The sequence below is a fragment of the Intestinimonas massiliensis (ex Afouda et al. 2020) genome, assembly GCF_900626285.1.
Taxonomy (GTDB): Bacteria; Bacillota; Clostridia; order Oscillospirales; family Oscillospiraceae; genus Flavonifractor; species Flavonifractor massiliensis_A.
Genome location: NZ_LR131147.1, coordinates 1,630,255 through 1,654,031 on the forward strand (window position 1 = coordinate 1,630,255; position 23,777 = coordinate 1,654,031).

Here is a 23,777-nt window from a genome sequence, read left to right on the forward strand (position 1 = left end):
CCGGTTTGGGTACGCCTTTTACTACCTTTTGAGAAATGGGGGAGGATACATGTCCAAGGAACTGATCCGCCTGTCGGATTGCTTCATGAAATTTGACGACGACGTCATTCTGGACCATATCAACCTTTATATTAATGATAAAGAGTTCCTCACGCTGCTCGGTCCCTCCGGGTGCGGCAAAACCACGACGCTGCGAATCATCGGCGGCTTTCAGAAGCCTACCTCCGGCGACGTGTATTTTGACGGCGTGAGGATTAATGACGTTCCCCCCCATAGGCGGAAGGTCAATACAGTCTTTCAGAAGTACGCCCTGTTCACCCACATGAACATCTTTGAGAATGTGGCCTTCGGCCTGCGGGTGAACAAGGTGCCCGACCCCAAGGATCCCAAGCGGATGATCAAGGTTCCTGAATCGGAGATCAAGCAGCGGGTGGAGGAGGCCCTGGCCCTGGTGAACCTGGCGGGCTACGGCAGGCGCTCCGTCAACTCCCTGTCCGGCGGCCAGCAGCAGCGGGTGGCCATCGCCCGGGCCATTGTCAACCGGCCCCAGGTGCTCCTGCTGGACGAGCCGCTGGGCGCCCTGGATCTCAAGCTGCGCAAGGACATGCAGATCGAGCTCAAGCGCATCCAGCAGCAGGTGGGCATCACCTTCGTCTACGTCACCCACGACCAGGAGGAGGCCCTCACCATGTCCGACACCATCGTGGTGATGAACGAGGGCAAGATCCAGCAGATCGGCACCCCCGAGGACATCTACAACGAGCCCAAGAACGCCTTCGTGGCCGACTTCATCGGCGAGAGCAACATCATCGACGGCATCATGCATGAGGACTATGTGGTTGGCATGTACGGCCGGAAGTTCAAGTGCCTGGACAAGGGCTTCGCCCCCAATGAGCCGGTAGACGTGGTCATCCGCCCGGAGGATATCGACATCGTGCCCGAGGCGGAGGGCCAGCTCACCGGCACCGTCACCGAGGTGACCTTCAAGGGCATCCATTACGACATTATCGTGGATTTCCGCGGCTTCAAGTGGCTGATCCAGACCACGGACTACTCCCCTGTGGGGGCAAAGATTGGGGTGAAGATCGACCCCGACGGCTTCCACATCATGAAGAAGAGCCAGTACTCCGGCACCTTCGGCGATTACAGTTCCTACTCCTCCGAGTATGACGAGCTCAACGAGGACCGGTTGGAGGATGAGGAGGCCGGCGATGAAGAATAAATGGCTGGCCGCGCCCTACGTGGTCTGGATGGCCATTTTCGTGGTGGCGCCCCTGATCCTGGTGGTGATCTTCGCCTTTACCAGCAAGAGCGGCGGCGGTGTTACCCTGGAGAACTTCAGCAACATGGCCACCTATATCCCCGCCTTTGAGCACTCCTTCGCGCTGGCCATCGCCGCCACGGTGATCTGCATCCTCATCGGCTACCCCCTGGCCTATTTCCTGTCCAGGGAGAAGCTGATGGTCCGCAAGGTGGCCATGATGCTCATCATGCTGCCCATGTGGATGAACTTCCTGCTGCGGACCTACGCCTGGATGTCCATTCTGGACGACAACGGCCTCATCAATCAGTTCCTGGCCAACATCGGCTTTTTCAACCTGATCAACGGCATGTTCGGCACCAACATCCAGTATATCCACATGATCAACACCCAGGGAGCCATCGTGCTGGGCATGGTATACAACTTTCTGCCCTTTATGGTGCTCCCCATCTTCTCGGTCATCGACAAGATCGACCACCGGGTCATCGAGGCCGCCCAGGACCTGGGGGCCGACGGCACCATGGTGTTCCGCAAGGTGATCTTCCCCCTGTCCCTGCCGGGGGTGCTGTCCGGGGTGACCATGGTGTTCATCCCCTCGGTGTCCACCTTCGCCCTGTCCCGCCTGCTGGGCGGCGGCAAGACCCTGCTGCTGGGCGATCTCATCGAGATGCAGTTTCTGGGCAACGCCTACAATCCCCACCTGGGTTCCGCCATCGCCCTGGTGATGATGGTGATCGTCCTGGTGATGATGGCTGTTATGAACCGCTTCGGCGAGGGTGAAGAGGGGGTGGCGGTACTGTGAGCAAACGTCGGATCCCCTCCAGAATCTTCACGGTGCTGGTGTATGTGTTCCTGTACGCCCCCATCGTGCTGCTCATCATCTTCTCCTTCAACGCCACCAAGAGCAACCGGGTATGGGGCGGCTTCTCCCTGAGCTGGTATGCGGAGCTGTTCCACAACACCCGCCTGCTGGGGGCATTGCGCACCACCATTATCCTGTCGGTGCTGGCCGCCGTCATCGCCACCATTCTGGGCACCGCCGCCGCCATCGGCTTCTACTCCATGCGCCGCCGGAGCCGGAGCATCTTTCTGGCGGTGAACAACATCCCCCTGACCAACGCGGACATCATCACCGGCGTGTCCATGATGCTTCTGTTCGTGTTCGCCATCGGGGTATTCAACGACAGCGCTCTCAGCCAGGCCCTGGGCATCCGCTGGCGCACCGGCTTCGGCACCCTGCTCATCGCCCACATCACCTTCAACGCCCCCTATGTCATTCTGTCGGTGATGCCCAAGCTGCGGCAGCTGGACCCCAATATCTATGAGGCGGCCCAGGACCTGGGGGCCTCCGGTTTCCTGGCCTTCCGAAAGGTGATCCTGCCGGAGATCATGCCCGGGGTGCTCAACGGCCTGATCATCGCCTTCACCATGTCCATCGACGACTTCGTCATCAGCTACTTCACCAAGGGCTCCGGCGTCACCACCCTGGCGGTGGAGATCTACACCATGGTGAAAAAGCCGGTGACGCCCGAGATCAACGCCCTGTCCACCCTGATGTTCCTGGTGGTGTTCGCCCTGCTGCTCACCGTCAACATCCGTCAGGCCCGGCAGGAGACCGCCTCCGCCCGGCGGAAGGCCAAGCTGAACCCCAGGCGGTAAGGCCGCCCATCCTGTGCGATAACTCGCCCCAAGGGGCCGGTTATAGATCAAATTTCCGAAAGGGGATAAAGAAAGAAATTGAAAAAGTCTCTCGCACTCCTGAGCGCTGCTGCTCTCACCCTGGGCCTGCTGTCCGGCTGCGGCGGCACCACCTCCGGTGACGCCAAGGACCCCGGCACCGCCGACAAGGGCGTGGTCAACGTCTACAACTGGGGCGTCTATATCGACGACTCGGTGTTGGAGGACTTTACCGCCGAGACCGGCATCAAGGTGAACTATGACACCTTTGAGAGCAACGAGTCCATGTACGGCGTTCTGAAGAACGAGGGCGCCAGCTACGATGTGGTTATTCCTTCCGACTATATGATCTCCCGTATGATCGAAGAGGATATGCTGGAGCCGCTGAACTTTGACAATATTCCGAATTTTGAGGACATCGACCCCGCTCTGAAGAATCCGGACTATGACCCGGAGAACCTGTACAGCGTACCCTACATGTGGGGCCTGCTGGGCATCATCTACAACACCACCATGGTGGATGAGACTCCCACCAGCTGGGCCACCATGTTCGACGAGAAGTACGCCGGTCAGATCCTGATGTTCAACAACTCCCGTGACGCCATCGGCGTGGCCCTGAAGTACCTGGGCTACTCCTACAACACCACCGACGAGGCCCAGATCAAGGAGGCCGTGGACCTGCTGATCCAGCAGAAGCCCCTGGTGCAGTCCTACGTCATGGACGAGATCTTTGAGAAGATGCAGAGCGGCTCCGCCGCCATCGGCGCCTACTACTACGGCGACTACCTGACCATGGCGGAGGTCAACCCCGACCTGGCCTTCTGCCTGCCTGAAGAGGGCACCAACCTGTATGTGGACGCCATGTGCATCCCCAAGAGCGCGGAGAACAAGGAGAACGCCGAGGCGTTCATCAACTATATGTGCTCTACCGCCGCCGGTCTGAAGAACTGCGAGGAGATCTGGTACTCCACTCCCCTGCTGTCCGTCCGGGACGAGCTGGACCCCGAGGTCTCCGGCGATCCCTACGCCTACCCCGACGAATCCATTCTGGCCCAGTGTGAGAGCTTCAAGAACCTGCCCGCCGACACCCTGGCCTTGTATGATTCCGAGTGGACCCGGCTGATGCTGGCCTCCAACTGAGCGATTTTGAAAAATACGCCGCGGAACTGTTCCGCGGCGTATTTTTTTGCTATGCTATGTAACGAAAGTGCCGCTCAAAAAACCAATGGGCAGAGAGGGGGGAGAGGACATGGCCTGGAACGGGGAGGACATCTACCAAACGCACGCCGAGGGGGTCTACCGCTACCTGTTCGCCCTGTGCCGGGAGGCGGACACGGCGGAGGAGCTGACCCAGGAGACCTTCTATCAGGCACTGAAGGGCTTAAAATCCTTCCGGGGGGACTGCGCGCCCCAGACCTGGCTGTGCGCCATCGCCAAGCGGCTGTGGTACAAGGAGCTCTCCCGCCGGGGCCGGACGGTGCCCATGGACGGGGAGGCCCTGGCCCAGGTGCCCGCCCCCGACGACCCGGCCCTGGAGACCGAGCAGAAGGATGACAGGCTGCTGCTCTATCAGGCCATCCAGAAGCTGCCCCCGGACACCCGGGAGGTGATCTACCTCCGCCTGGCGGGAGACTTTACCTTCCGGGAGATCGGGACCATCCTGAACCATACCGAAGTGTGGGCCAGGATGCGGTTCTACCGGGGCAAGGAAGCACTGACTAAGCTGATGGGAGGGAAGGAACATGAGTGAACACAGGCTGGACTGCTGCGTGGTGCGGGACCTGCTGCCGTCCTATATCGAGGAGCTGACGGAGGATGAGACCTCCGCCCAGGTGAAGGAGCACCTGGAGGGCTGCCCTCCCTGCCGGGAGGTGGAGGCAAACATGCGCTCCGGGCTCGCGGTGGAGCACGCCCCCAAGCCGTCCCTGAACTTCCTCAAGCGGGTGAAGCGGACCCGGCTCATTGCCGCCGTCCTCACCGTGGTGCTGGCCCTGTGGTGCATCTGGTGGCTGTACGACATCCAGGCCTTCCACTACCCCAACACGGAGTCCGGCCGGCTGGAGGCGGTGGAGGACTACGTCCCCAGCCCCCCGGATTCCACCATCCAGCATGTAGCGGAGGGGGATCCCCTGCGGGTGCTGGGCTGGGTGGAAGAGGGCAAGTACCTCTATGTGGCCTATGCCGCCGACAACGCCGGCAATGTCCACGGCATCCTCCGCATGGAGCGGGGGCTCAACGGCAAATACTGGCCGGTGAGTTCCTCGGAGAGCCCCTTCCCCTACACCGCCGGTATCGACGCCCAGTCCATCAGCGCCGGAAACGGGGACGGCTGGCTGTTCTTCCTGATGGGGGACGGCTGCCGGGACATCTGGTCCGCCAAGGTGACCTACGGCGTGTCCCTGGAGGGCTCGAACCAGGTCTACGACTATACGGCCACCTATGAGATTACAGAGCCTGACTTCCTGTGGCGGATGGACTACGACCGGCTGGAGGAGGAGCTGGGCATCCCGGCGGGCACCATGACGGGGGTACACGTGGAGAACATCACCCTGTATGACAAGGATGGGCAGGATGTGACGGCGGAGTATGAGGACCCCTCGGTGGAGCAGACCTGGGCCGGCGGCAAGAGCACAGCGGAGCGGTTCCTGCTCTACGTCTTTATCGTCATCGTCATCGGCCTGGCGGCGACATGCATCCGCTACTTCCTGCGAAGAGATTAAAAAACAGCCCCCGAAGCGCTCGCTTCGGGGGCTGCCGCTGTTTAGTCCTCAAAGATCATGGTGGCGAAGTAGTCCTCCGGGGTCTCCGCCCGGCGGATCAGTCTGGCGGAGCCGTCGGTCCGGAGGAGCACCTCCGCCGAGCGCAGCCGGCCGTTGTAGTTATAGCCCATGGAGAAGCCGTGGGCGCCGGTGTCGTGGATCACCAGCAGGTCCCCGATGTCCACCTCCGGCAGCATCCGGTCGATGGCAAACTTGTCGTTGTTCTCACACAGGCCGCCGGTGACGTCGTACTTGTGGTCGCAGGGGGCGTCCTCCTTGCCCATGACGGTGATGTGGTGGTAGGCGCCGTACATGGCGGGCCGCATCAGGTTGGCGGCGCAGGCGTCCACCCCCACGTACTCCTTGTAGGTGTGCTTGAAATGGAGCACCTTCGTCACCAGGCAGCCGTTGGGGCCCAGCATGTACCGGCCCAGCTCAGTGCAGATGGCCACATCTCCCATGCCGGCGGGCACCAGGATCTCCTCGAACTGCTTCCGCACCCCCTCGCCGATGGCGGCGATGTCGTTGGCCTGCTGGTCGGGCCTGTAGGGGATGCCTACCCCGCCGGACAGGTTGATGAAGCAGATGTCGCACCCGGTCTCCTGCTCCAGCTCCACCGCCAGCTGGAACAGGATGCCCGCCAGGGTGGGGTAGTAGTCGTTGGACAGGGTGTTGGAGGCCAGGAAGGCGTGGATGCCGAACCGCTTGGCCCCCATGGCCTTCAGCTTTTTGAAGCCCTCAAAGAGCTGCTCCCTGGTAAAGCCGTACTTGGATTCTCCCGGGTTGTCCATCACCTGGAAGCCCTCGGCGGACTCCCCCAGGGTGAACAGCCCGCCGGGGTTGAAGCGGCAGGAGATGGTCTCGGGGATGGTGCCGATGGTATCCTTCAGAAAGTCGATGTGGGTGAAGTCGTCCAGGTTGATGGTGGCCCCCAGCTTGGCGGCCAGCTTGAACTCCTCCGCCGGGGTGTCGTTGGAGGAGAACATGATCTCCGGGCCGGTGAAGCCGCACTTGTCCGCCAGCATCAGCTCGGTGAAGGAGGAGCAGTCGGCGCCGCACCCCTCCTCCCGGAGGATCTTCAGGATGGCAGGGTTGGGGGTGGCCTTTACGGCGAAATATTCCTTGAAGCCCGGGTTCCAGGCAAAGGCGGCTTTCAGCCGCTGGGCGGTCTCCCGGATGCCTTTTTCGTCATACAGGTGGAAGGGGGTGGGGAACTGCCGGACGATCTCCTCCAGCTGCTCCTGTGTCACAAAGGGTCGTTTCATGGGGTCACCTTCTTTTCTTTTGCGTTTTACTATAATGAAGTTTTCTTTATTTGTCAACGGGCAGAACCGCTTGCTCTGCCCGAATTTTGCCGCTGTTCTTGAGAAATATTCCCAAATTAACGACAGTTTATGCTTTTCTCTTGCCAAGCGCGCCAGGATCTGATATAATGCTTTGAATTTAAATGCAGACAGGAGAGGTGCCGCCATGGGTTACATGTATACGGATATGCTGACGGCGCTTCTTTTTCGGAACAGCAATTGTTTTTTCATTTGAAAAAGCAGTTGCTTTTTTTCTGTCTGCGGGAAAAGAGAGGAGAGCAATATGAACGACAACAAGACGCCGGGCAATGAGCCCATCCGGGACGCCCGGGTACTGGGCCTGCCCAAAATGCTGATCCTGGGCCTGCAGCACATGTTCGCCATGTTCGGGGCCACGGTGCTGGTGCCCATCCTGGTGCAGGGCTACGGCCTGCCCCTGTCCATCCAGACCACCCTGTTCTTCGCCGGCATCGGCACCCTGTTCTTCCACATCTGCACCAAGCTGAAGGTACCCGCCTTCCTGGGCTCCTCCTTCGCCTATCTGGGCGGCTTTGAGGCCATGGCCAAGCTGGACGCCGGCAAGTACGCCGGCATGGACCCGGCCGTCAAGCTGCAGTACGCCTGCGGCGGCATCGTGGTGGCCGGCCTGCTGTACGTCATCCTGGCCGCCGTCATCAAGGCGGTGGGGGTGAAGCGGGTGATGCGCTTCCTGCCCCCGGTGGTCACCGGCCCCATCATCATCCTCATCGGCCTGAACCTGGCCCCCTCCGCCGTGTCCAACGCCTCCACCTGCTGGTGGCTGGCCATTGTGGCCATGGCCATCATCGTGGTGGCCAACATCTGGGGCAAGGGCATGGTGAAGATCATTCCCATCCTGCTGGGTGTGGTAGGCTCCTATATCGTGGCCGTCATCGCCAACGCCATGGGCGCCACCGCCCTGGACGCCGCCGGCAACGTGGTGCCCCTCATCAACTTCTCCGGCGTGGCCTCCTCTGCTCCGGTGGGCATCCAGCCCTTCTTCCTGGCCCGGTTTGACCTGACCTCCATCTTCGTCATGGCCCCCATCGCCATCGCCGCCATGATGGAGCACATCGGCGATATGTCCGCCATCTCCGCCACCGTGGGCCGCAACTTCATCGAGGACCCCGGCCTCCACCGCACCCTCATCGGCGACGGCATCGCCACCTCCCTGGCCGGCCTGTTCGGCGGACCCGCCAACACCACCTACGGCGAGAACACCGGCGTGCTGGTGCTCTCCCGGGTGTACGATCCCAAGGTGGTCCGTCTGGCCGCCATCTACGCGGTGATCCTGTCCTTCTCCCCCGCCTTCGCCGCCATCGTCAACTCCATCCCCACCGCCATCATCGGCGGCGTGTCCTTTATCCTCTACGGCATGATCTCCGCCATCGGCGTGCGCAACGTGGTGGAGAACCGGGTGGACTTCACCAACTCCCGCAACCTGATCATCGCCGCCATCATCCTGGTGTGCGGCCTGGGCTTCTCCAGCGGCATCACCTTCGCCATTGGCGAGGTCCACGTGACCCTGACCAACCTGGCCATCGCCGCCATCGCCGGCATCGTGCTCAACGCCGTCCTGCCCGGCAAGGACTACGAGTTCGGCGCCGACGTCACCGAGGGCCGTTCCGGCGATTTCGGCCGGTATTGAGACCCCTCCGCCGCCCCTCCGGGGGCGGCGTTCTTTTACCGCTTCTGACCCTATTGTTTTTTCTAAAACTGGATATTTTAATAGGGTCAGTCCCCCGCTATAATGGTGCCATTAAGAGAAGATCGGAAGTGGTTCCTATGAACAAGAAACCGTGGATGACGGTGCTGCGGCTGGCGGTGCTGGCCATGATGACCGCCCTGGTGTTCGTCAGCAATTATTTCCGCATCATCGTCCCCCTGTCCACCGGACAGACCGCTTTCACCCTGGCCAACATCCTGTGCTGCCTGTCCGGCCTGCTGCTGGGGCCCATCGGCGGGCTGGCCGCCGGGCTGGGCTCCGCCCTGTACGACCTGACCAACCCCCTGTACGCCTCCGAGTGCTGGCTCACCTTCCTCACCAAGGGAGCCATGGGCCTGGGGGCCGGGCTGGTGATGCTCTCCGCCCGGAAGCGCAGCGAGGCCGGCTATGTCCGCTGCCTGTTCGGGGTGATCCTGGGCTGCGTGATCTACTACGCCCTCTACTTCACCAAGAGCCTGTTCTACGACGGCATGCTGGTGGGCGGCCTGCCCTTTGAGGCCGCGGCGGCCCTGCTGCCCCTGAAGGTCCCCGCCTCCCTGTTCAACGGCATTGTCGCCGCCGTCGCCGCACCGCCTCTGGCTCTGGCCATCCGCCGGGCCCTGAAGCGGTCTCATCTGGCCCTGGAGTAACGAGAAAAAAGGACGGACGCCGAAGCGTCCGTCCTTTTTTCTGCCTGTATTACAGCTGAGCGGCCTTCTCCTTCAGGAACCGCCGGAGCCACGCGCCGGTGGCCTTGTTTTCCAGGGCGAAGTCGATGGTGGCCTCCAGGAAGCCGCAGATGTTGCCGGTGTCGTACCGGCGGCCCTCAAAGTCCACCGCCACCATGCGGCTCTTCTTGCACAGCTCCCGCAGGCCGTCGGTGAGCTGGATCTCCCCGCCGTAGCCGGGCTTCACGTTCTCCAGGATGTCGAAGATCTCCGGAGTGAGCACGTAGCGGCCCAGGATGGCGTAGTTGGAGAACATCTGCTGGGGGGTGGGCTTCTCGTTCATGTCGGACACATCAAAGATCTTGTCCTCCAGGGGCTTGACCTTTACCGAGGAGTAGCGGGAGATGGCCTCGGTGGCCACCTTCTGCACCCCAACCACGGAGGCGCTGTACTTCTCCGCCGCCTCGATGAGCTGGAGGGTCACCGGCTTCTGGGCCCGCATGATATCGTCGCCCAGCAGCACCGCGAAGGGCTCGTCCCCCACGAAGCGCTTGGCCCGGTAGATGGCGTGGCCCAGGCCCTTGGTCTCCTTCTGCCGGACGTAGAAGATGTTGGCCAGGTCGGCGGCGCGGCGGACCTCCACCAGTTCCCGCTCCTTGCCGGCCTGGAGCAGCCGGGTCTCCAGCTCAGGATAGTAGTCAAAGTAGTCGTCCATGGCGGACTTGGCCCGGTTGGTGACGATGAGGATATCCTCGATTCCGGCGGCCACCGCCTCCTCGATGATATACTGCACCACCGGCTTGTCCACCATGGGGAGCATCTCCTTGGGCACGGTCTTGGTGGCGGGCAGCATCCGGGTACCCAGACCGGCGGCGGGAATGACGGCCTTACGGACTTTCATAACAGATCCTCCTTGTCATACGCCGGGGCGGACCGCCTTATAGCTGTGCCAGGCGGCGCTCCGGGATCATGGTACGGAAGTAGCGGACCCTGGACATGGCCTTCAGCAGCACGGTGCCCAGAACATAGCAGGCCACAGCCTCCCCCACCACAAAGGTCCACAGATTCAGCGCATAGGCCGCCCAGAACACGTCGTTCAGGGCGCCCGCCTGCGCCCAGGCCCACATGGGGGGCAGCAGCAGGGCGTTCATCACAATGGGGGGCAGACCGGCCAGATACCACCGGGGCATCTTCGTGCTCAGGAAGGCGGCAATGGCGGTGGCCAGAGTGCCCACGATCATGTCGATGGGGCCGTAGGGGGAGAGAATGTTGGTCAGCAGACAGCCCAGCGCCAGGCCGGGGGCGGTGGCGGGGAACAGGAAGGGCAGCACGGTCAGTGCCTCTCCCAGCCGGACCTGCACCGGTCCGAAGGTGAGCTGAAAGATGTTGCCAAAGTAGCACAGGACGAAGTAAGTCGCCGCTACCATGGCCGCCAGGATCAGGTCTTTCGTGGAAAACTTGCGCATGATACTTGATTCCTCCATTTTGGTATTTAGAGAACCGCGGGCGGCCTTTGGAGCCGAAGCCGCGGAACGAACACGGCACAGCCGTGCTTGGACCGGGTGTGGAGACCAGTCGGAGGTATTGTATCATGTTTTGTCCGGGAAGTAAAGCGGCCCCGGCGGACTGTGTCCGCCGGGGCCGGGTGGTTATGGGATCTGATAGGTCAGTGCGGCCCGCAGGGGCGTCTGACTGGCCTGGTCCAGGCAGAACACCTTGACCGTGCCGCCGGACACCAGCTCCGCCCGCTCCCCGAAGAGCAGCCGGGTGGGCTGACTGCCGGAGGAGGCGGTCAGGCTCACGGCGGTCAGCCGGCCCTGGGGGTCGTACACCGCCGCCACAAAGTCCGCCCCGGCCTGGGGTGCGGCGCCGCTCCAGAGGAGCTCCACTCCCGTGGGGTCGGCGTAGAGGATGCGGCTGCCCTGCCCGGTCAGGCTGGGATAGCCGCCGTTGACCTCCCCGTCCAGCTGCCAGGCCAGCAGCCCCTCCTGCCCTTCGATGTTGGCGTTGAGGGTGTCGGCAAACTCCTGCTGATTCATGTTGGATACATAGGTGCAGGGCTGTTTGTTTTTGTCCACATAGGTGGAGGCGGCGTTGGAATAGCAGTTGGTGAAGGTTCTGTCAATGTTGTACTGGGAGCCGCCATACAGCCGGCCGAAGATCTCGGATTGCTCGGTGGCGTAGCTGCTGCCCGTCATGGTGGGGAAGCCCGTCACGTAACAGTTTTCCACAACGAGGACGGCGTTGCTGTACATGATATAGCCCACCACGCCGCCGGCGTATTTGTCGCTGCTCACCTTGGCAAAGTGCAGCTGGCCGGTATTGGCACAGTTTTTGACAGTCAACGTGCCGTCGTAGAACTGGCCCAGGATACCGCCGATTTTGCCCGCGGTACTCAGGTAGACCCGGCCGCTGTTGACGCTGTTGGTGATGTTGACGACGGCATCCGTCCCACATTCGGCGGCACCGACGATGCCCCCCGCGGAGACCATGGAGCCGCCGCCGCTCACCGCGCCCAGGTTGGTGCACTGGTCCAGCGTGGCCACTTTGTTGGTGCTGGACGAGCTGCTGCTTATCCTGCCCACGATGCCGCCGGTGTTGTACACGTTTTTCGAGCTCACTGCGCCGCAGTTGACCGCCTGGGAGATGCTGCCGCCGTTGCTCATCCCGCCCACGATGCCGCCGGCTCCGTATCCCCCGTCCTCGCTGATGTCGGCGTAGTTGTACACCCGCTCCAGCGTGCAGTTGCTGGCCTGGGCTACAATGCCGCCGGTGCTGTCGGTGCCGGACAGGGCCACATAGTTGCGGCAGTCCTCAATCCGGGAATTGGTCGCCTGGCAGACCAGGCCGCCCAGCATGCCCGAGTCGTGCTCGGTCTTCACCGACCCGCTCACCGTGCAGTTGGACAGGGCGCCGTCCTGGAGCAGACCCACCAGGCCGCCCACCCCATCGGTGTTGGTCGTCAAATCAATATTCTCCAGGTGCAGGTTCCGAATGGTGCCGCCCTTCGTCACCTCGCTGAACAGGCCCACCGTGCCGTAGCCGGACAGGTTCAGGAGGGTCAGGTTCCGGAGGGCGTGGCCGTTGCCGTCCAGCACGCCGGAGAAGCTGGACACCATCAGGGTGGAGTAGGCCGTCGTCTGGGGAAAGTCCAGATCCGCCATCAGCTCATAGCAGGCGGAGCGGTAGCCGATGTGGTTCTGATACCCCACCCGGTAGGCGAACAAAATCCACTGCTCCACACTGGAGATCTGGTAGGGGTCCTCCTCCGTGCCCGTGCCGCCGGCAAAATCGGGCAGGCCCACCGGCTGGGTGACAGCCGAATCCATGGTGTTTTCCGACCCGGAAACAGAGATGCGCACATAAACGCCCTTTCCTACCGCGTTTCCGCCCACCAGATAGGAATCACTGGTGGACTCCGCCCAGAAGCTGCCCTGGACGCACCACTCATACTTGAGCCTGGAGGGATCCACGGGGCCCTTGGTGGACTCCAGCCCGGACACATCCACGTGGAGCACGTCCCCCAGCTTGGGGGTGGGGTTGTCGATCTTCACCGTGCCCAGCAGCATCAGCCGGTCCTCCACCGGCAGGGTCCACTCGGAATAGGCCGTCCCCACGCAGCCGGAGGCCGTCACCCGGACGCTGTACTGGCCGCTCTTGCTGCCTGTGGGCAGCTGGTAGGTATTCCCCACGGCGCCGTCAACCGCCCGGTCCCCCTTCATCCACTGGATGGAGACCGTCCCCAGGGCCTGCTTTCCCTGGTCGGTGGTCAGGTCGGACAGGTCGGCGTACAGGGTATTGCCCACATTGGGGGCAATGCCCTCCTGGGAGAAGCTCAGGTTGACGACCCGGGGCTGTCCCTGGAGGACAGGCTGTCCGGCCGTCCCGTCCGGCTCCCGGCTGAGGACGGGGTAGGGGCTGCCCGCCTCCATCCGCCAGGGGGCGTCCGCTCCGTCAAAGCTCCAGCCGGCGGCGGCATAGGTGGCCTGCTGTCCGGCCTCCCCGGCGGTGACGGTACCGGTGGCGTTGTCGGTGATCCCGCCGGGCACAGGGGCCAGCACCCACACATCCTGGCAGGAGACCCCGGGGGTGCATACCGTCCAGGCGTTGCCGCGGGCGGAGGAGATCTCCCCCGTCAGCACAAAGCAGTCCTTTACTGCCGTACCCACGCCGGTGTTGTATCCCACCAGGCCGCAGGCATAGTCCGTCCCTTCGTCCAGATTCTCGGCGGTCACCGCACCGGAGACATAGCACCGCTCCACCGTACACACATTGTCGCTGCCGCCGATGAGGCCGCCGGCGTAGGCTCCCGTCTCCTTATCCAGCGCCAGCACATCCCCGCTGCTGTAGCAGTCGGAAATCGTAAGCACCGCTCCGCTGTTCAGCCCCACCAGGCCCCCGGCGTAGGCATAGTTGCTCATATCGTATTCCCAATCGCTGGCGTACAGATCCTTTGCCGTGACCGGTCCCCGGTTGGCGCTGCTCCGGATCTGGACCGTGCAGTTCTGCACCGTTCCGATCAGGCCGCCGGAGCAGATGTTGTTCATCCCGCCCTCGACGGCAATGGAGTTCTGCACCGCCCCCAGGTTGACACAGTTCTGCAGCAGCACATGGGGCTGGTCGGCCCCCGCGCCGCCCTTCTCCGCCACGCCCAGGATGCCGCCCAGACTGGCCTTGTCCCGCCCGTCGGTGGTAAGGGTGGTCCGGCTATAACAGCTGCGGATGGTACTGGTCTGCCCCTGGTTTCCATAGGCCTGGCCCACCAGGCCGCCCGCACTGAAGGTGCCGCTGCCGTATGAGCTCACTTCGGCGTAGATGGAGCCCTCTCCATAGCAATTCTCAATCACGCTCTCCCCGGTGATGCTGCCCGCAATGGTCCCCGCATAGACGGGATAGATGTAAGTCATCTCGATCTTCGCCTGCTCCACGCCCAGGTTTTTGATGGTGCCGCCGCTGACGCGGCCGAACAGGCCGGCGTAGGGATAGCTGGACTGTTTGGGTCTGGTCACCGTCAGATTGCGTATCACGTGGCCCTGGCCGTCCAGCACGCCTTTGAAGGGGGTGGATTTGCAGATCGGATCCCAGTTCTCGTACCCGGACAGGTCGATGTCCTGGGTGAGCACATAATAGCCGTCCGGATCCTTGGTGATCTGCGCCAGCTCCTCCGCCGTGGAGATCTCCGTGTAGCCCGGCTCCGGCGCCCCGATCTCCTCCAGGAAGCGGGAGCCGTCCCCCGCCGCCCCGGCCGGGAGCTGCACCCCGGCCAGCAGAACCAGCAGCGCCGCCGCCAGCAGCATGGTCCGCATTCGTTTCATTCTGTTGCTCCTTTCTTCCCTTTACTGATCCAGGTACAGCGGCATGGCCACAGGCCGCAGATTGGTGGAGCGCAGGAGGAACACCCTGATCTCCGCCCCCTCCTGCTCCAGGGGCAGGGACACGGAGGTCACCCCGTTTTTCAGGTCCGTTCCCACCGCGGCCTGGGAGAGCATCCGGCCGTTTTCGTCATAGCTGGCGGCACACACCAGCAGCTTCTCCCCCGCCATGCGGCTGTACACCTGGGCCACGCCTCCGCTGTAGGAGAGCAGCTGATAGTGCTCCGTCAGCCAGGTGAAATAGGGCAGGCCGTCGTTCTGCTCCGCCGCCAGGGCCCAGGTCCCGTCCATATCCCAGGTCTCCCGGTACTCATACCACCCCGGGTCCCGCGCATCGTCGGCACCGATCCGGAAGGTGTAGGAGGGGTAGGAGAGGCTGGTGTATCCCTCGGACTTGATCCCCTCCAGATAATAGCATTTGTGGTCCGACTCGGTCCGGGCACCGGTGCCCAGCAGGTTGGCCTTGATGGGGCCGGAGCTGCCGGTGCCGAAGGAATAGTCGTAGTAGACGCCCACGCTGGGGGAGAGCACCAGGCAGTCCCTCACATACAGATAGGCATAGTTTTCCAGCACATAGCCCACGATACCCCCGGCGTAGCCTACGCCGCTGGTCCGGGCGCTCACCTTGCCGGTGCTGTAGCAGTTGGCGACCTGGTACACGTATCTGCTCTCCCCCAGTACATACTGGCCCACGATGCCGCCGCAGGCGATCTCATAGTAGGCCTCGTCGGCGGAGCTGACGCCCACGTCTCCCAGGTTGTAGCAGTCGGAAATGGAGCTGTCGCTGAAGCCGGCAACACCCCCCAGATAGGCCGACCGGCCGCAGTAGGACCTGGGGGAGATCCACACGTCGGCGGTGTTGTAGCACTGCCGGAACACCACCCGGTTGTCCAGATAGCCCACCACGCCCCCTACGTAGGCGGCGGACTGGGTGGCGGAGGGGTTCAGGCTCCCCTCGTTGAAGCAGCGCTCCACCACGTAGGGGTCGCTCAGGTAGGTGCCGATCCTGCCGGCCACGCCCCCCAGGTACAGGCTGTCGGACTGGAGGCTGGAGGAGCCGGCGCCGCCGGACAGGGAGGCCATGTTGAAGCAGTCGCTGACGTCGGCGTCCAGCCTGCCCGCCAGGCCGCCCAGATAGAGATTCCCTCTGGAGAGTCTGGCGGTGATGCTGCCGGTGACATAGCAGTTGCGCATCTCGGCGGTGGACCCCACATTGTCCCCCATCCAGCCGGCGATGCCGCCCACATAGCAGGCCGTGGCGGCGGCGCCGGTCACGGTGATGGACACCTGCTCCAGGCCCAGGTTCTTGATGACCCCCTTCTCGCTTACCCGGCCGAACAGGCCCCCATAGGCCACCAGATCATCTATGGTCAGGTTGGAGATCACGTGGCCCTGTCCGTCAAAGGTGCCGTCAAAGGGGTCCGCGGAGGTGCCGATGGGCGTCCAGCTGGCATAGCCGGACAGGTCCAGGTCGGCGGTCAGCACATAGGACCCGTCCATCGGCAGGGCGGGGTCCGTACCGATGGACGCCAGCTGCTCCGGGGTGGAGATGGGGATGGCGTCCCCGTCCGGCGCGTCCACCGTGCCCTGGAAGGCGCCGCCGCCCGTCATGCCGGGCAGGTCCTTCTCAAACAGGGCGGTGACCGTCACGTCCCCCGCCGGCATGACGAAGGAGAGGACGGGCAGCTTGACGTCGGTGAGGGTGACCCCCTCCGCCGTCCAGCCGGCAAACAGCCAGCCCTCCTTGGCCTGGGCGGTGAGGGTGATGGTGTCCCCCGCCTGGCAGGCGCCGGACGGGGCACCGGTCACCACACCCTGCACGGCCTCCGCATTCACGGTGAGGAAGTGGATCGGCCCGTCATAGGTCACCAGAGCCAGGGGGGTGCCGTCCTGCTTCTGCACCGGGCTGTTCAGATCAAATTCATATTCTGTGGTTTCTCCAAAATGCTCCGGAACGCCCCGCTGTCCGGCATTGTTGCTCCCCCGGACATACACCAGTCCGTCCTGACGCAGGGCCACCAGATGCTGGCTGCCCTGGGCGGCCTCCGCGATGTGGTCGATGCCGATCCGGGTGGGCTCCTCCAGAATGGGGAAGTTGGTGCCGGTAAAGGGCGGGAGCAGCAGCAGGTCGTGCCCCCACGTCCAGAGGGTCCCGTCCTCCTGGAGGGCGACGGGGCTGGTCCCCCAACTGGGCGTCACATAGCGGGGTGCGCTTCCGCTGTATCCGGTTGTTTTATAGGGGACGGTGACAGGGTCATTGTTCGACTTCTCGCCGTTCCCTACCTGTCCGTAGTCGTTCCGGCCCCAGGCGTAGATTCCCGGCTCCGGACCGTCCACCACGGCAAAGATGGTCCCCTCCGACACCCGAACGTCGGTGAGGTACTGGCTCTCCGGAAAGACGATCTCCCGGGGGTATCTGGAGTTGAAGTACTCGTCGGTGAGAAACCAGTCGTATACATCGTCACCCCAGCCGTACATCCTGCTGGGGTCCTCCTCCGTACCCGAGCCGGCCTGAAAGAGGAAGAAAGCCCGGTCATCCGAGGCGGTAACGGTATGTATCCCCTTACCGTCCAGCTCCTCCACGTGGCAGGGGTCGTTATAGGGCATCGCATTGCCGTAGAAGATATAGCCCCAGCCCCACACCGTGCCGTCTCCCATCACCACCGCGGAGGCGCCTCTGCCCAAAGCAAAATCCTGCACGCCGGAGTCGTTGGGCAGATAGACCTGCTCGGGGGTCAGCACGTTGCCGCCTTTGTAACCCACGCCCAGCTCTCCCTGGCTGTTGACGCCCCAGGCCCACAGGGTGCCGTCCGCCTTCAGGGCCATGACACCGTTGACGCCGGCGTCAATGTCCACCACATTCTCCAGTACCGGCATGGCGTAGTACCGGTTTTCGGTGGTGCCGTCCCCCAGCTGACCGGACCCGTTGCCGCCCCAGGTCCACACCGTGCCGTGCTCGTCCAGGGCCACGGAGAAGGAACCGCCCGCGTCCACCTTGGGGGTCACCGTCAGCGGCTCCTCCGCCGCCCACGCCCCGGCGGGCAGCAGGGACAGGAGCAGCGCGCCGGTCACCAGCCAGGAAAATAACCGTTTCATTGCCGTCACCTCACAGATTCTTTGTCCCTGTTATTGTAACATCCATACAATTTCCCCACAATATGCCGGCAGCATAGTATTTTACCCGGAGACGGCAAAAAAGCAGACGGGCCGCGGTCTCCCGCGGCCCGTCTGCCGTTCTTTTCTTTACAGGGCAAAGGGCTGTTCCACCAGCGCGCCGCCGCAGTAGCGGGCGGCGATGTGCCGGTCGTCCCCGTCGTAGAGGAACTGCTCCAGCCGCTCCAGGGGGGTGCGCTCCAGCAGGTCGTCCACCGGATCGGGGGTGATCACCAGGGCGTCGAAGTCGAAACCCGGCTCAAAGGCCCCCACCTTGCCGAAAAAGGCCCCGCTGCCCCGGGTGGCCAGGTGGAAGGTCTCGGTCACCTTCAGGTGCCGCTCTTCCGGGTGGTTCAGCCAGTTCAGCTTGGACAGGGCGGCGGCGGCGGCCACGCTCCGGTTCATGGCGGCGGTGTGGCCGCCCGCCACGTCGCTGGCCACACAGCACCACAGGCCCTCCTCCAGGTCCCGGCGCAGGGGCATCACCCCGCTGGACACGTTGCTGTTGGAGAAGGGGCAGTGGGCCAGCAGCACGTTTTTCTCCCGCAGGATGTCCTTCTCCCCGTCGGAGAGGTAGATGCCGTGGGCCATGATGGTCTTACCCTTCCGCAGCAGGCCGAAGGCGTCATACACCTGGGTGTAGGTGGAGATGTCCGGGTGGAGCTCCTTCACCCACTGGATCTCGCTGGGGTTCTCCGCCAGGTGGGACTGCACCGGCAGGTCGTACTTCTCCCCCAGCTGCCCCAGGCCGTCCATCAGCTTTTCCGTGGTGGAGGGGACGAACCGGGGGGTGAGGATGAAGCCCACGTGCTTCAGCTCCGCCCGGCTGCGGCAGATCAGCTCCTCGGTGTCCGCCAGGGACTGCTCGGTATCCTCCCGCAGGTCGTCGGGGGAATTGCGGTCCATGTTCACCTTGCCCACCAGGCCCCTCAGCCCCGCCTGCTCGGTGAGCTCCATCAGCCGCCAGGCGGCCTCCTTGTGGATGGTGGCGAAGGCGGAGAACCGCATGGTGCCCACCGCCCACAGCCGGTTGAGGAACCGCTTCCATACCTGCTCGGCAAACCCCACGTCCCGGTAGCGGGCCTCCAGGGGGAAGGTGTAGGTGTCCAGCCACTCCAGCAGCCGCACGTCGTAGCCGATGCCCCGGTTGACAAACTGGGGGGCATGGATGTGCATATCGTTGAAGGCGGGGATGATGACGGCATCCCCCCAGTCGGTCACCGGCTGGCCGGCGTATTCCGGGGGCAGTTGGTCGTAGACGCCCGCAACGGTCTCACCCTCGGTGACCAGCCAGGCGTGCTCCCGCACTTCCAGCCGGTCCAGCTCCGGCGCCCAGATAAAATTACCCTTGAAAATCATGGTGTTCCTCCCCGGCCCGGCGCAGCAGCGCCAGGGCCTGCTCGAAATCGGTTTTCTCCCGGATCTCCGCCCGGTACCGGCCCTCCAGGCCCTCCTGACTGGGGCAGCAGGCTGTGCAGCCCCCCACGATCAGCAGCAGATCATAGCACACCCCCGGCCTGGCCCCTTCAAACACCGCCCAGGGACAGGCCGCCTCCAGGCGGCGGACCTCCGCCACCCGGTCGAACCGGGGATTGCAGCCGCCGCAGTAGCGCACCCCTACCGCCACAGGCTCAGCCACGGCCGGGGCCCTCCCCCCGGAGGATGGCTCTGGCCTGCTCCAGCAGGTCCTCGCTCACCTCCTGGATGAGCACCACCTGCTTTACCTCGGGTATCGCCTGACAGACCTCCTCCTGGATGATCTGCTCAGTGGTCAGGGTGGCCGAAGGGCAGCCGGAACAGTGGCCCAGCAGACGTACCCGCAGTACGCCGTCCTCCAGGCTCACCGCCTCCACCTCACCGCCGTGGCCGTGGAGATAGGGCCGCACCCGCTGGTCCAGCACCTGCTCGATCTGTTCCATCATGGTCTTGTTCTTCCTTTCCAGGCGGCCTGCCGGCCGCCCCTTTCCTTTCTTTTATCCTACCATGCCGGCGCGCTCCGGTCAACGAAAAGGCGGAGGGGAAATCCCCTCCGCCTATACTGTCGAAAAAGTGGCCAAGCCACTTTTTCAAGAAAGACGCAGCCCGCCGCGCGCAGACTTTGTCCGCTAATCGCGCACAAAGTCCACACTTGCGGTCTGAGCAGTGTTTTCCCCGACGCACATGTCGCCGGGGAAAACGGCATTGGATTTTATTCGCGGCTGCGGCCGCGAACTCTGCGAGGCTTTTCAACAAGCCCAGGCGCAGGGTCTCTCTTCAGTCCACCAGCTCCACGGTGTAGCCCAGCTCCCGCAGGCCGGACACGATCCCGCCCGGGTCCGCCCCATGGAACGTGCCGTTCCATGGGGACCCCAACCCTTTTCACCCCCGGGGCGAAGTCAATCCGCCCCGGGGCAAGGATTTGCCCTCCGGGCAAATCGCTTGTACGGCGCAGGCGCCGCCCCGCCTTTGGCGGGGACATGGTGGACCCGGAATAGCCCGGCTCAGTCCACCAGCTCCACGGTGTAGCCCAGCTCCCGCAGGCCGCTGACGATCCCGCCCGGGTCCACCATGTGGCCAGCCCCCACCGCCAGGAAGAAGGTGTTCTCTCCCTCGGTCTCCAGATAGGAGGCGGCGGCCTGGATCATACCCGGGTCCCGCTGGGTGAACAGCTTGGAGTTGAGCTCGTCATCGCTGTTGATGATGGCCGCCTTGTCGTACACCTTGGCAAAGGCCTCCGGGTCCCGGGCCTTCCAGGCGGCAAACATGCCGGACATCATCTTCTCCTGCTCCTGGGCAGCCTGCTCAATTTCCGGATCCGTCTTCCCGCCCTGGGCCATCTCCAGCAGGGACAGGGCGGAGTCCAGATAGGTCTCCTGATACTTGGCGGACAGGCCGTCAAAGATACCGCCCTGGAAGGCGTAGGTCTCCACCGCGTCGATGTTCTTGCCGGCGTTCACCGCCCGGGCGTTCACGTACAGGTCGATGGCCATGGCGTTGGCGCCGGTGGTATCGTCCATCAGGCTCAGGTTGGAGAAGGTGGAGGCCAGGGCCCAGGGCTTATAGGCGTCCAGGCCGTTGGGACCCAGGCCAAGGGCCTGGGACTGGGCCTGCACCCGGGCATACAGCTCGGGGCTGATGTGGTCGGCCAGGGTGGTGCCGTCGCCGTAGGTCTGGAGGCTCTGGAGGAGGGCCATCCCCTCCTGATCGTTGAGGTCCAGCTCAAAGGCCACGGTCTGGGAGGCGTCGATGGCGTCCCGCAGGGACTTGTGGAGGGGATACACGTTGTCCCGGTCCAGGTGGATGGTGCCCAGCAGGTAGAGGGTGTTCTCCCCGTTGGTGGCCTTCCACAGCAGGCCCTTGGACCCGGCGTCGTTGGCGTCATACACCGCCAGGATCAGCCGGTCGGCCATGACCATGGCCTCCTGATAGGTGCAGGGGCGCTCCAGGGCCAGGTTGCCCGTCTGGTCCCCCTGGACCACTCCCAGGCCGGACAGGAAGGAGGCGGCGCCCTTCTCCACGCCGGGCAGCTCATAGGCCGCCGCCTGCTGGTACAGGGCGTTCATCACGCCGCCGCGGGTGGTGTCCACCACCAGGCCCACGGCGTCCGCCGTCCGCTGGGGCAGCTCCAGCAGGGCCAGCTTGTCGGCCACGATCTTGCTCATGTTCTCCAGCTGGTCCATGGTGACAGTGCTCTGGATGTAAGTGGTGTAGTTGTCGTCCACCAGGCCCAGGGCGTAGCTGTCCGCCAGGGCGCTCACCGCCCAGGCGTCGGGCAGCTGGGGCTTCTGGGTGTCCTCCGCCGCCAGGGCGGGCAGGGTCAGCAGGGCCGCCGCCAGAACACCGGTGAGGACCCGCTTGAGAATGCCGTGTCTTTTCATGGGATTCACTCCTTCTTGTCTAAATGCAGGCTGGCAATGAACTGCTTGGCCGTCCGGGGCGTGCGGCCGGTGTGCCGCATTTCCCACCGGATGGCGCCGGTACGCAGCTGCTGCTTGTCCATCTCCACCCCGTACAGGGCGGCCATCCGCTCCACCAGATCCAGGTATTCCCCCTGGTTCAGGGCCAGATAGGGGATGCGCAGGCCGAAGCGCTCGGCCAGGGAGGTCTTTTCCTGGATGGTCTCGCTGGCGTCCACCTCGTCCCCCGCCCGGTCGGAGAAGGTCTGCCGCACCAGATGGCGGCGGTTGGAAGTGGCGTAGATGGCCACGTTGGCCGGCCGCTTCTCCAGGCCGCCCTCCAGGATGGTCTTCATCACGGAATAGGTGGTGTCGTCCTGGTCGAAGGCCAGATCGTCGATGAACAGGATGAACTTCAGGCGGCGCCCCCCAAGGGTGCGGATCAGCCGGGGCATATCCGCCAGGCCCTCCTTCTGTACCTCGATGAGCCGCAGCTGGTCGAATCCGGGCTGGGAGAGCAGGCTCTTCACCGTGGCCGATTTGCCGGTACCGCTGTCGCCGTAGAGCAGTACGTTGTTCATCGCTTTCCCCTCCAGCATGGCCCGGGTGTTGGCGATGACCTGGTCCCGCTGGAGCTCGTAGCCCAGCATCTCCTCCGGGCCGGGGCAGTCCGGGTCCTCCACCGGGAACAGCTCCCCGTCCTCCCACAAAAAGGCCTTGCAGCGGGCAAACAGGCCGGAGCCGTGGGTGCGGTAGAATTGGGTGAGGGAATCAAAGGTAAAGGGGCAGCCCGCCGTCCAGCGGGGCAGCATTTCCGTATCCGGAACGGTCTTTTTCATCTCCGCCAGCAGCTCTCCGCAGTCCAGTTGGGAGAGGGTGCGGAACAGTCCGATCTCCCGCTCCGCCGCCGCCTCCAGGGCCGGGTCGTTCTCCCCCCGTTCCATCAGCCGGGCATAGGGGAAGTTCTGATCCCGGAGCTGGTCGTAAAACCAGTCCCCCAGGCCCTGATAGCCGTCCTGACGGAGCTGATAGAACAGCTCGGCATAGGCGTCCACTGCCTTCTCGCCGTTCTTCGCCATGATTCCGTCCAACAACTGCCGCAGGGCTTTTATTTCCGGTGTGTGTAAAATGGGCCGGTATGCCGCCACGCCCCGCAGGGCCCGGTCCAGTGTCTCCATGGTCATGGTTTTGCCTCCTTCGCAGATGGCACTATTTTATGCGTCCGCGCCCCGCCTGTCAATCCCGGCCCTTGACTTCTTTGCCTACCTTTCGTATTCTTAAACAAAAGGAAAGAAAGGGTGGATTGTTATGCTTCTTCAGACCCAGCGGGAGACGGTGGTGGAATACGGCAAAAAGCTGGTGACCACCGGGCTCACCGACGGCACCTTCGGCAATCTCAGCGTCTTTGACCGGGAGAGCGGTCTCATGGCCATCAGCCCCTCCGGTATGGACTATTTCCTCACCACCCCGGAGGATGTGGTGGTCACCGACCTGGAGGGGAAGGTGGTGGAGGGCTGCCGGAAGCCCTCCAGCGAGCTGGACCTCCACCGTCTGTTCTACCAGCGCCGCCCCGACGTGAACGGCGTGGTCCACACCCACTCCACCTTCGCCACCGTCCTGGCCTGCCTGGGCTGGTCCATTGAGCCGGTCCACTACCTGGTGGCCTACTCGGGCACCTCGGTGCCCTGCATCCCCTACTACCCCTTCGGCTCCCTGGAGCTGGCGGAGGCGGCCTGGGACGCCATGAAGGATACCTATAACGCCTGCCTGCTGGGCAACCACGGCCTGCTGGCGGTGGGGGGCAGCCTGTCCTTCGCCTTCGACGCCGCCCAGCAGCTGGAGTTTCTGTCCAAGGTCTACTACCACGCCCGGCTGGCGGGGGGCGGGGTGAAGCTTACCGACGCTCAGCTCCAGGCGGTACTGGGCAAGTTCCAGTCCTACCGGCAGGCGTGAGCCCACCCGTTTCGCCTATTTACACTGGCCGG

The 23,777-nt window shown here is 63.6% G+C and carries 19 protein-coding genes; 9 read left to right on the top strand and 10 right to left on the bottom strand.

Annotation, left to right across the window (positions count from 1 at the left end; translation table 11 throughout):
* Nucleotides 1–49: 49 nt before the first annotated feature.
* From E0E41_RS08260 to E0E41_RS08285, 6 genes are all read left to right on the top strand, one after another.
* A complete protein-coding gene (locus E0E41_RS08260) occupies nt 50–1,222 on the top strand; it encodes an ABC transporter ATP-binding protein (protein WP_130869496.1) in 1,173 nt (390 codons plus the stop codon).
* On the top strand, nt 1,212–2,063 hold the full coding sequence (locus E0E41_RS08265; RefSeq protein WP_130869497.1) for an ABC transporter permease: 852 nt from the start codon (nt 1,212–1,214) through the stop codon (nt 2,061–2,063). The genes E0E41_RS08260 and E0E41_RS08265 overlap by 11 nt, the downstream gene beginning before the upstream one ends.
* Nucleotides 2,060–2,920, top strand: coding sequence for an ABC transporter permease (locus tag E0E41_RS08270; protein WP_130869498.1), 861 nt, complete (start codon nt 2,060–2,062; stop codon nt 2,918–2,920). Before E0E41_RS08265 ends, E0E41_RS08270 begins: the two co-directional genes overlap by 4 nt.
* A 78-nt stretch (nt 2,921–2,998) precedes the next feature.
* Entirely contained in the window at nt 2,999–4,078 is a 1,080-nt protein-coding gene (locus tag E0E41_RS08275; RefSeq protein WP_130869499.1) for an ABC transporter substrate-binding protein, read from the top strand.
* Between the two features lie 109 nt (nt 4,079–4,187).
* Nucleotides 4,188–4,688, top strand: a complete 501-nt coding sequence (locus E0E41_RS08280; RefSeq protein ID WP_242623733.1) for an RNA polymerase sigma factor — start codon at nt 4,188–4,190, stop codon at nt 4,686–4,688.
* The gene (locus E0E41_RS08285) at nt 4,681–5,658 is read left to right on the top strand and encodes a zf-HC2 domain-containing protein (protein ID WP_242623734.1); all 978 of its coding nucleotides are present in this window, start codon (nt 4,681–4,683) and stop codon (nt 5,656–5,658) included. Before E0E41_RS08280 ends, E0E41_RS08285 begins: the two co-directional genes overlap by 8 nt.
* Nucleotides 5,659–5,699: 41 nt before the next feature.
* Here E0E41_RS08285 and E0E41_RS08290 read toward each other — a convergent pair whose 3' ends face one another.
* Nucleotides 5,700–6,962 carry a diaminopimelate decarboxylase gene (locus E0E41_RS08290; RefSeq protein ID WP_130869501.1) on the bottom strand — a complete coding sequence of 421 codons (1,263 nt, stop codon included), beginning with the start codon at nt 6,960–6,962 and terminating at the stop codon, nt 5,700–5,702.
* 322 nt (nt 6,963–7,284) lie between these two features.
* Between E0E41_RS08290 and E0E41_RS08295 the strand changes: the two genes are divergently transcribed.
* Together E0E41_RS08295 and E0E41_RS08300 are read left to right on the top strand one after the other, a co-directional pair.
* A complete protein-coding gene (locus E0E41_RS08295; protein ID WP_130869502.1) occupies nt 7,285–8,667 on the top strand; it encodes a uracil-xanthine permease family protein in 1,383 nt (460 codons plus the stop codon).
* 137 nt (nt 8,668–8,804) lie between these two features.
* The gene (locus E0E41_RS08300; RefSeq protein ID WP_242623735.1) at nt 8,805–9,374 is read left to right on the top strand and encodes an ECF transporter S component; all 570 of its coding nucleotides are present in this window, start codon (nt 8,805–8,807) and stop codon (nt 9,372–9,374) included.
* A gap of 49 nt (nt 9,375–9,423) precedes the next feature.
* On the opposite strand, the gene galU is transcribed toward E0E41_RS08300, so the two are convergent.
* From galU to E0E41_RS08345, 9 genes are all read right to left on the bottom strand, one after another.
* Nucleotides 9,424–10,293, bottom strand: coding sequence for a UTP--glucose-1-phosphate uridylyltransferase GalU (gene galU, locus E0E41_RS08305; RefSeq protein WP_130869503.1), 870 nt, complete (start codon nt 10,291–10,293; stop codon nt 9,424–9,426).
* Between the two features lie 37 nt (nt 10,294–10,330).
* Entirely contained in the window at nt 10,331–10,858 is a 528-nt protein-coding gene (locus tag E0E41_RS08310) for a QueT transporter family protein (RefSeq protein WP_130869504.1), read from the bottom strand.
* A 183-nt stretch (nt 10,859–11,041) separates the two neighbouring features.
* Nucleotides 11,042–14,707, bottom strand: coding sequence for a GLUG motif-containing protein (locus E0E41_RS08315; RefSeq protein ID WP_130869505.1), 3,666 nt, complete (start codon nt 14,705–14,707; stop codon nt 11,042–11,044).
* Between the two features lie 21 nt (nt 14,708–14,728).
* Entirely contained in the window at nt 14,729–17,860 is a 3,132-nt protein-coding gene (locus E0E41_RS08320) for an InlB B-repeat-containing protein (RefSeq protein WP_130869506.1), read from the bottom strand.
* 147 nt (nt 17,861–18,007) lie between these two features.
* Complete coding sequence (locus E0E41_RS08325; RefSeq protein WP_130869507.1) at nt 18,008–19,276, bottom strand: amidohydrolase family protein; 1,269 nt, start codon at nt 19,274–19,276, stop codon at nt 18,008–18,010.
* Nucleotides 19,260–19,556, bottom strand: coding sequence for a hypothetical protein (locus E0E41_RS08330; protein ID WP_130869508.1), 297 nt, complete (start codon nt 19,554–19,556; stop codon nt 19,260–19,262). The genes E0E41_RS08325 and E0E41_RS08330 overlap by 17 nt, the downstream gene beginning before the upstream one ends.
* Nucleotides 19,549–19,839, bottom strand: coding sequence for a NifU family protein (locus tag E0E41_RS08335; RefSeq protein ID WP_130869509.1), 291 nt, complete (start codon nt 19,837–19,839; stop codon nt 19,549–19,551). Before E0E41_RS08335 ends, E0E41_RS08330 begins: the two co-directional genes overlap by 8 nt.
* Nucleotides 19,840–20,397: 558 nt before the next feature.
* Complete coding sequence (locus E0E41_RS08340; RefSeq protein ID WP_130869510.1) at nt 20,398–21,774, bottom strand: TraB/GumN family protein; 1,377 nt, start codon at nt 21,772–21,774, stop codon at nt 20,398–20,400.
* 5 nt (nt 21,775–21,779) lie between these two features.
* Complete coding sequence (locus E0E41_RS08345; protein ID WP_130869511.1) at nt 21,780–22,976, bottom strand: ATP-binding protein; 1,197 nt, start codon at nt 22,974–22,976, stop codon at nt 21,780–21,782.
* Between the two features lie 124 nt (nt 22,977–23,100).
* Here E0E41_RS08345 and E0E41_RS08350 point away from each other — a divergent pair, with 124 nt between their 5' ends.
* Entirely contained in the window at nt 23,101–23,745 is a 645-nt protein-coding gene (locus tag E0E41_RS08350) for an L-fuculose-phosphate aldolase (RefSeq protein ID WP_130869512.1), read from the top strand.
* The last annotated feature ends 32 nt before the right edge of the window (nt 23,746–23,777 follow it).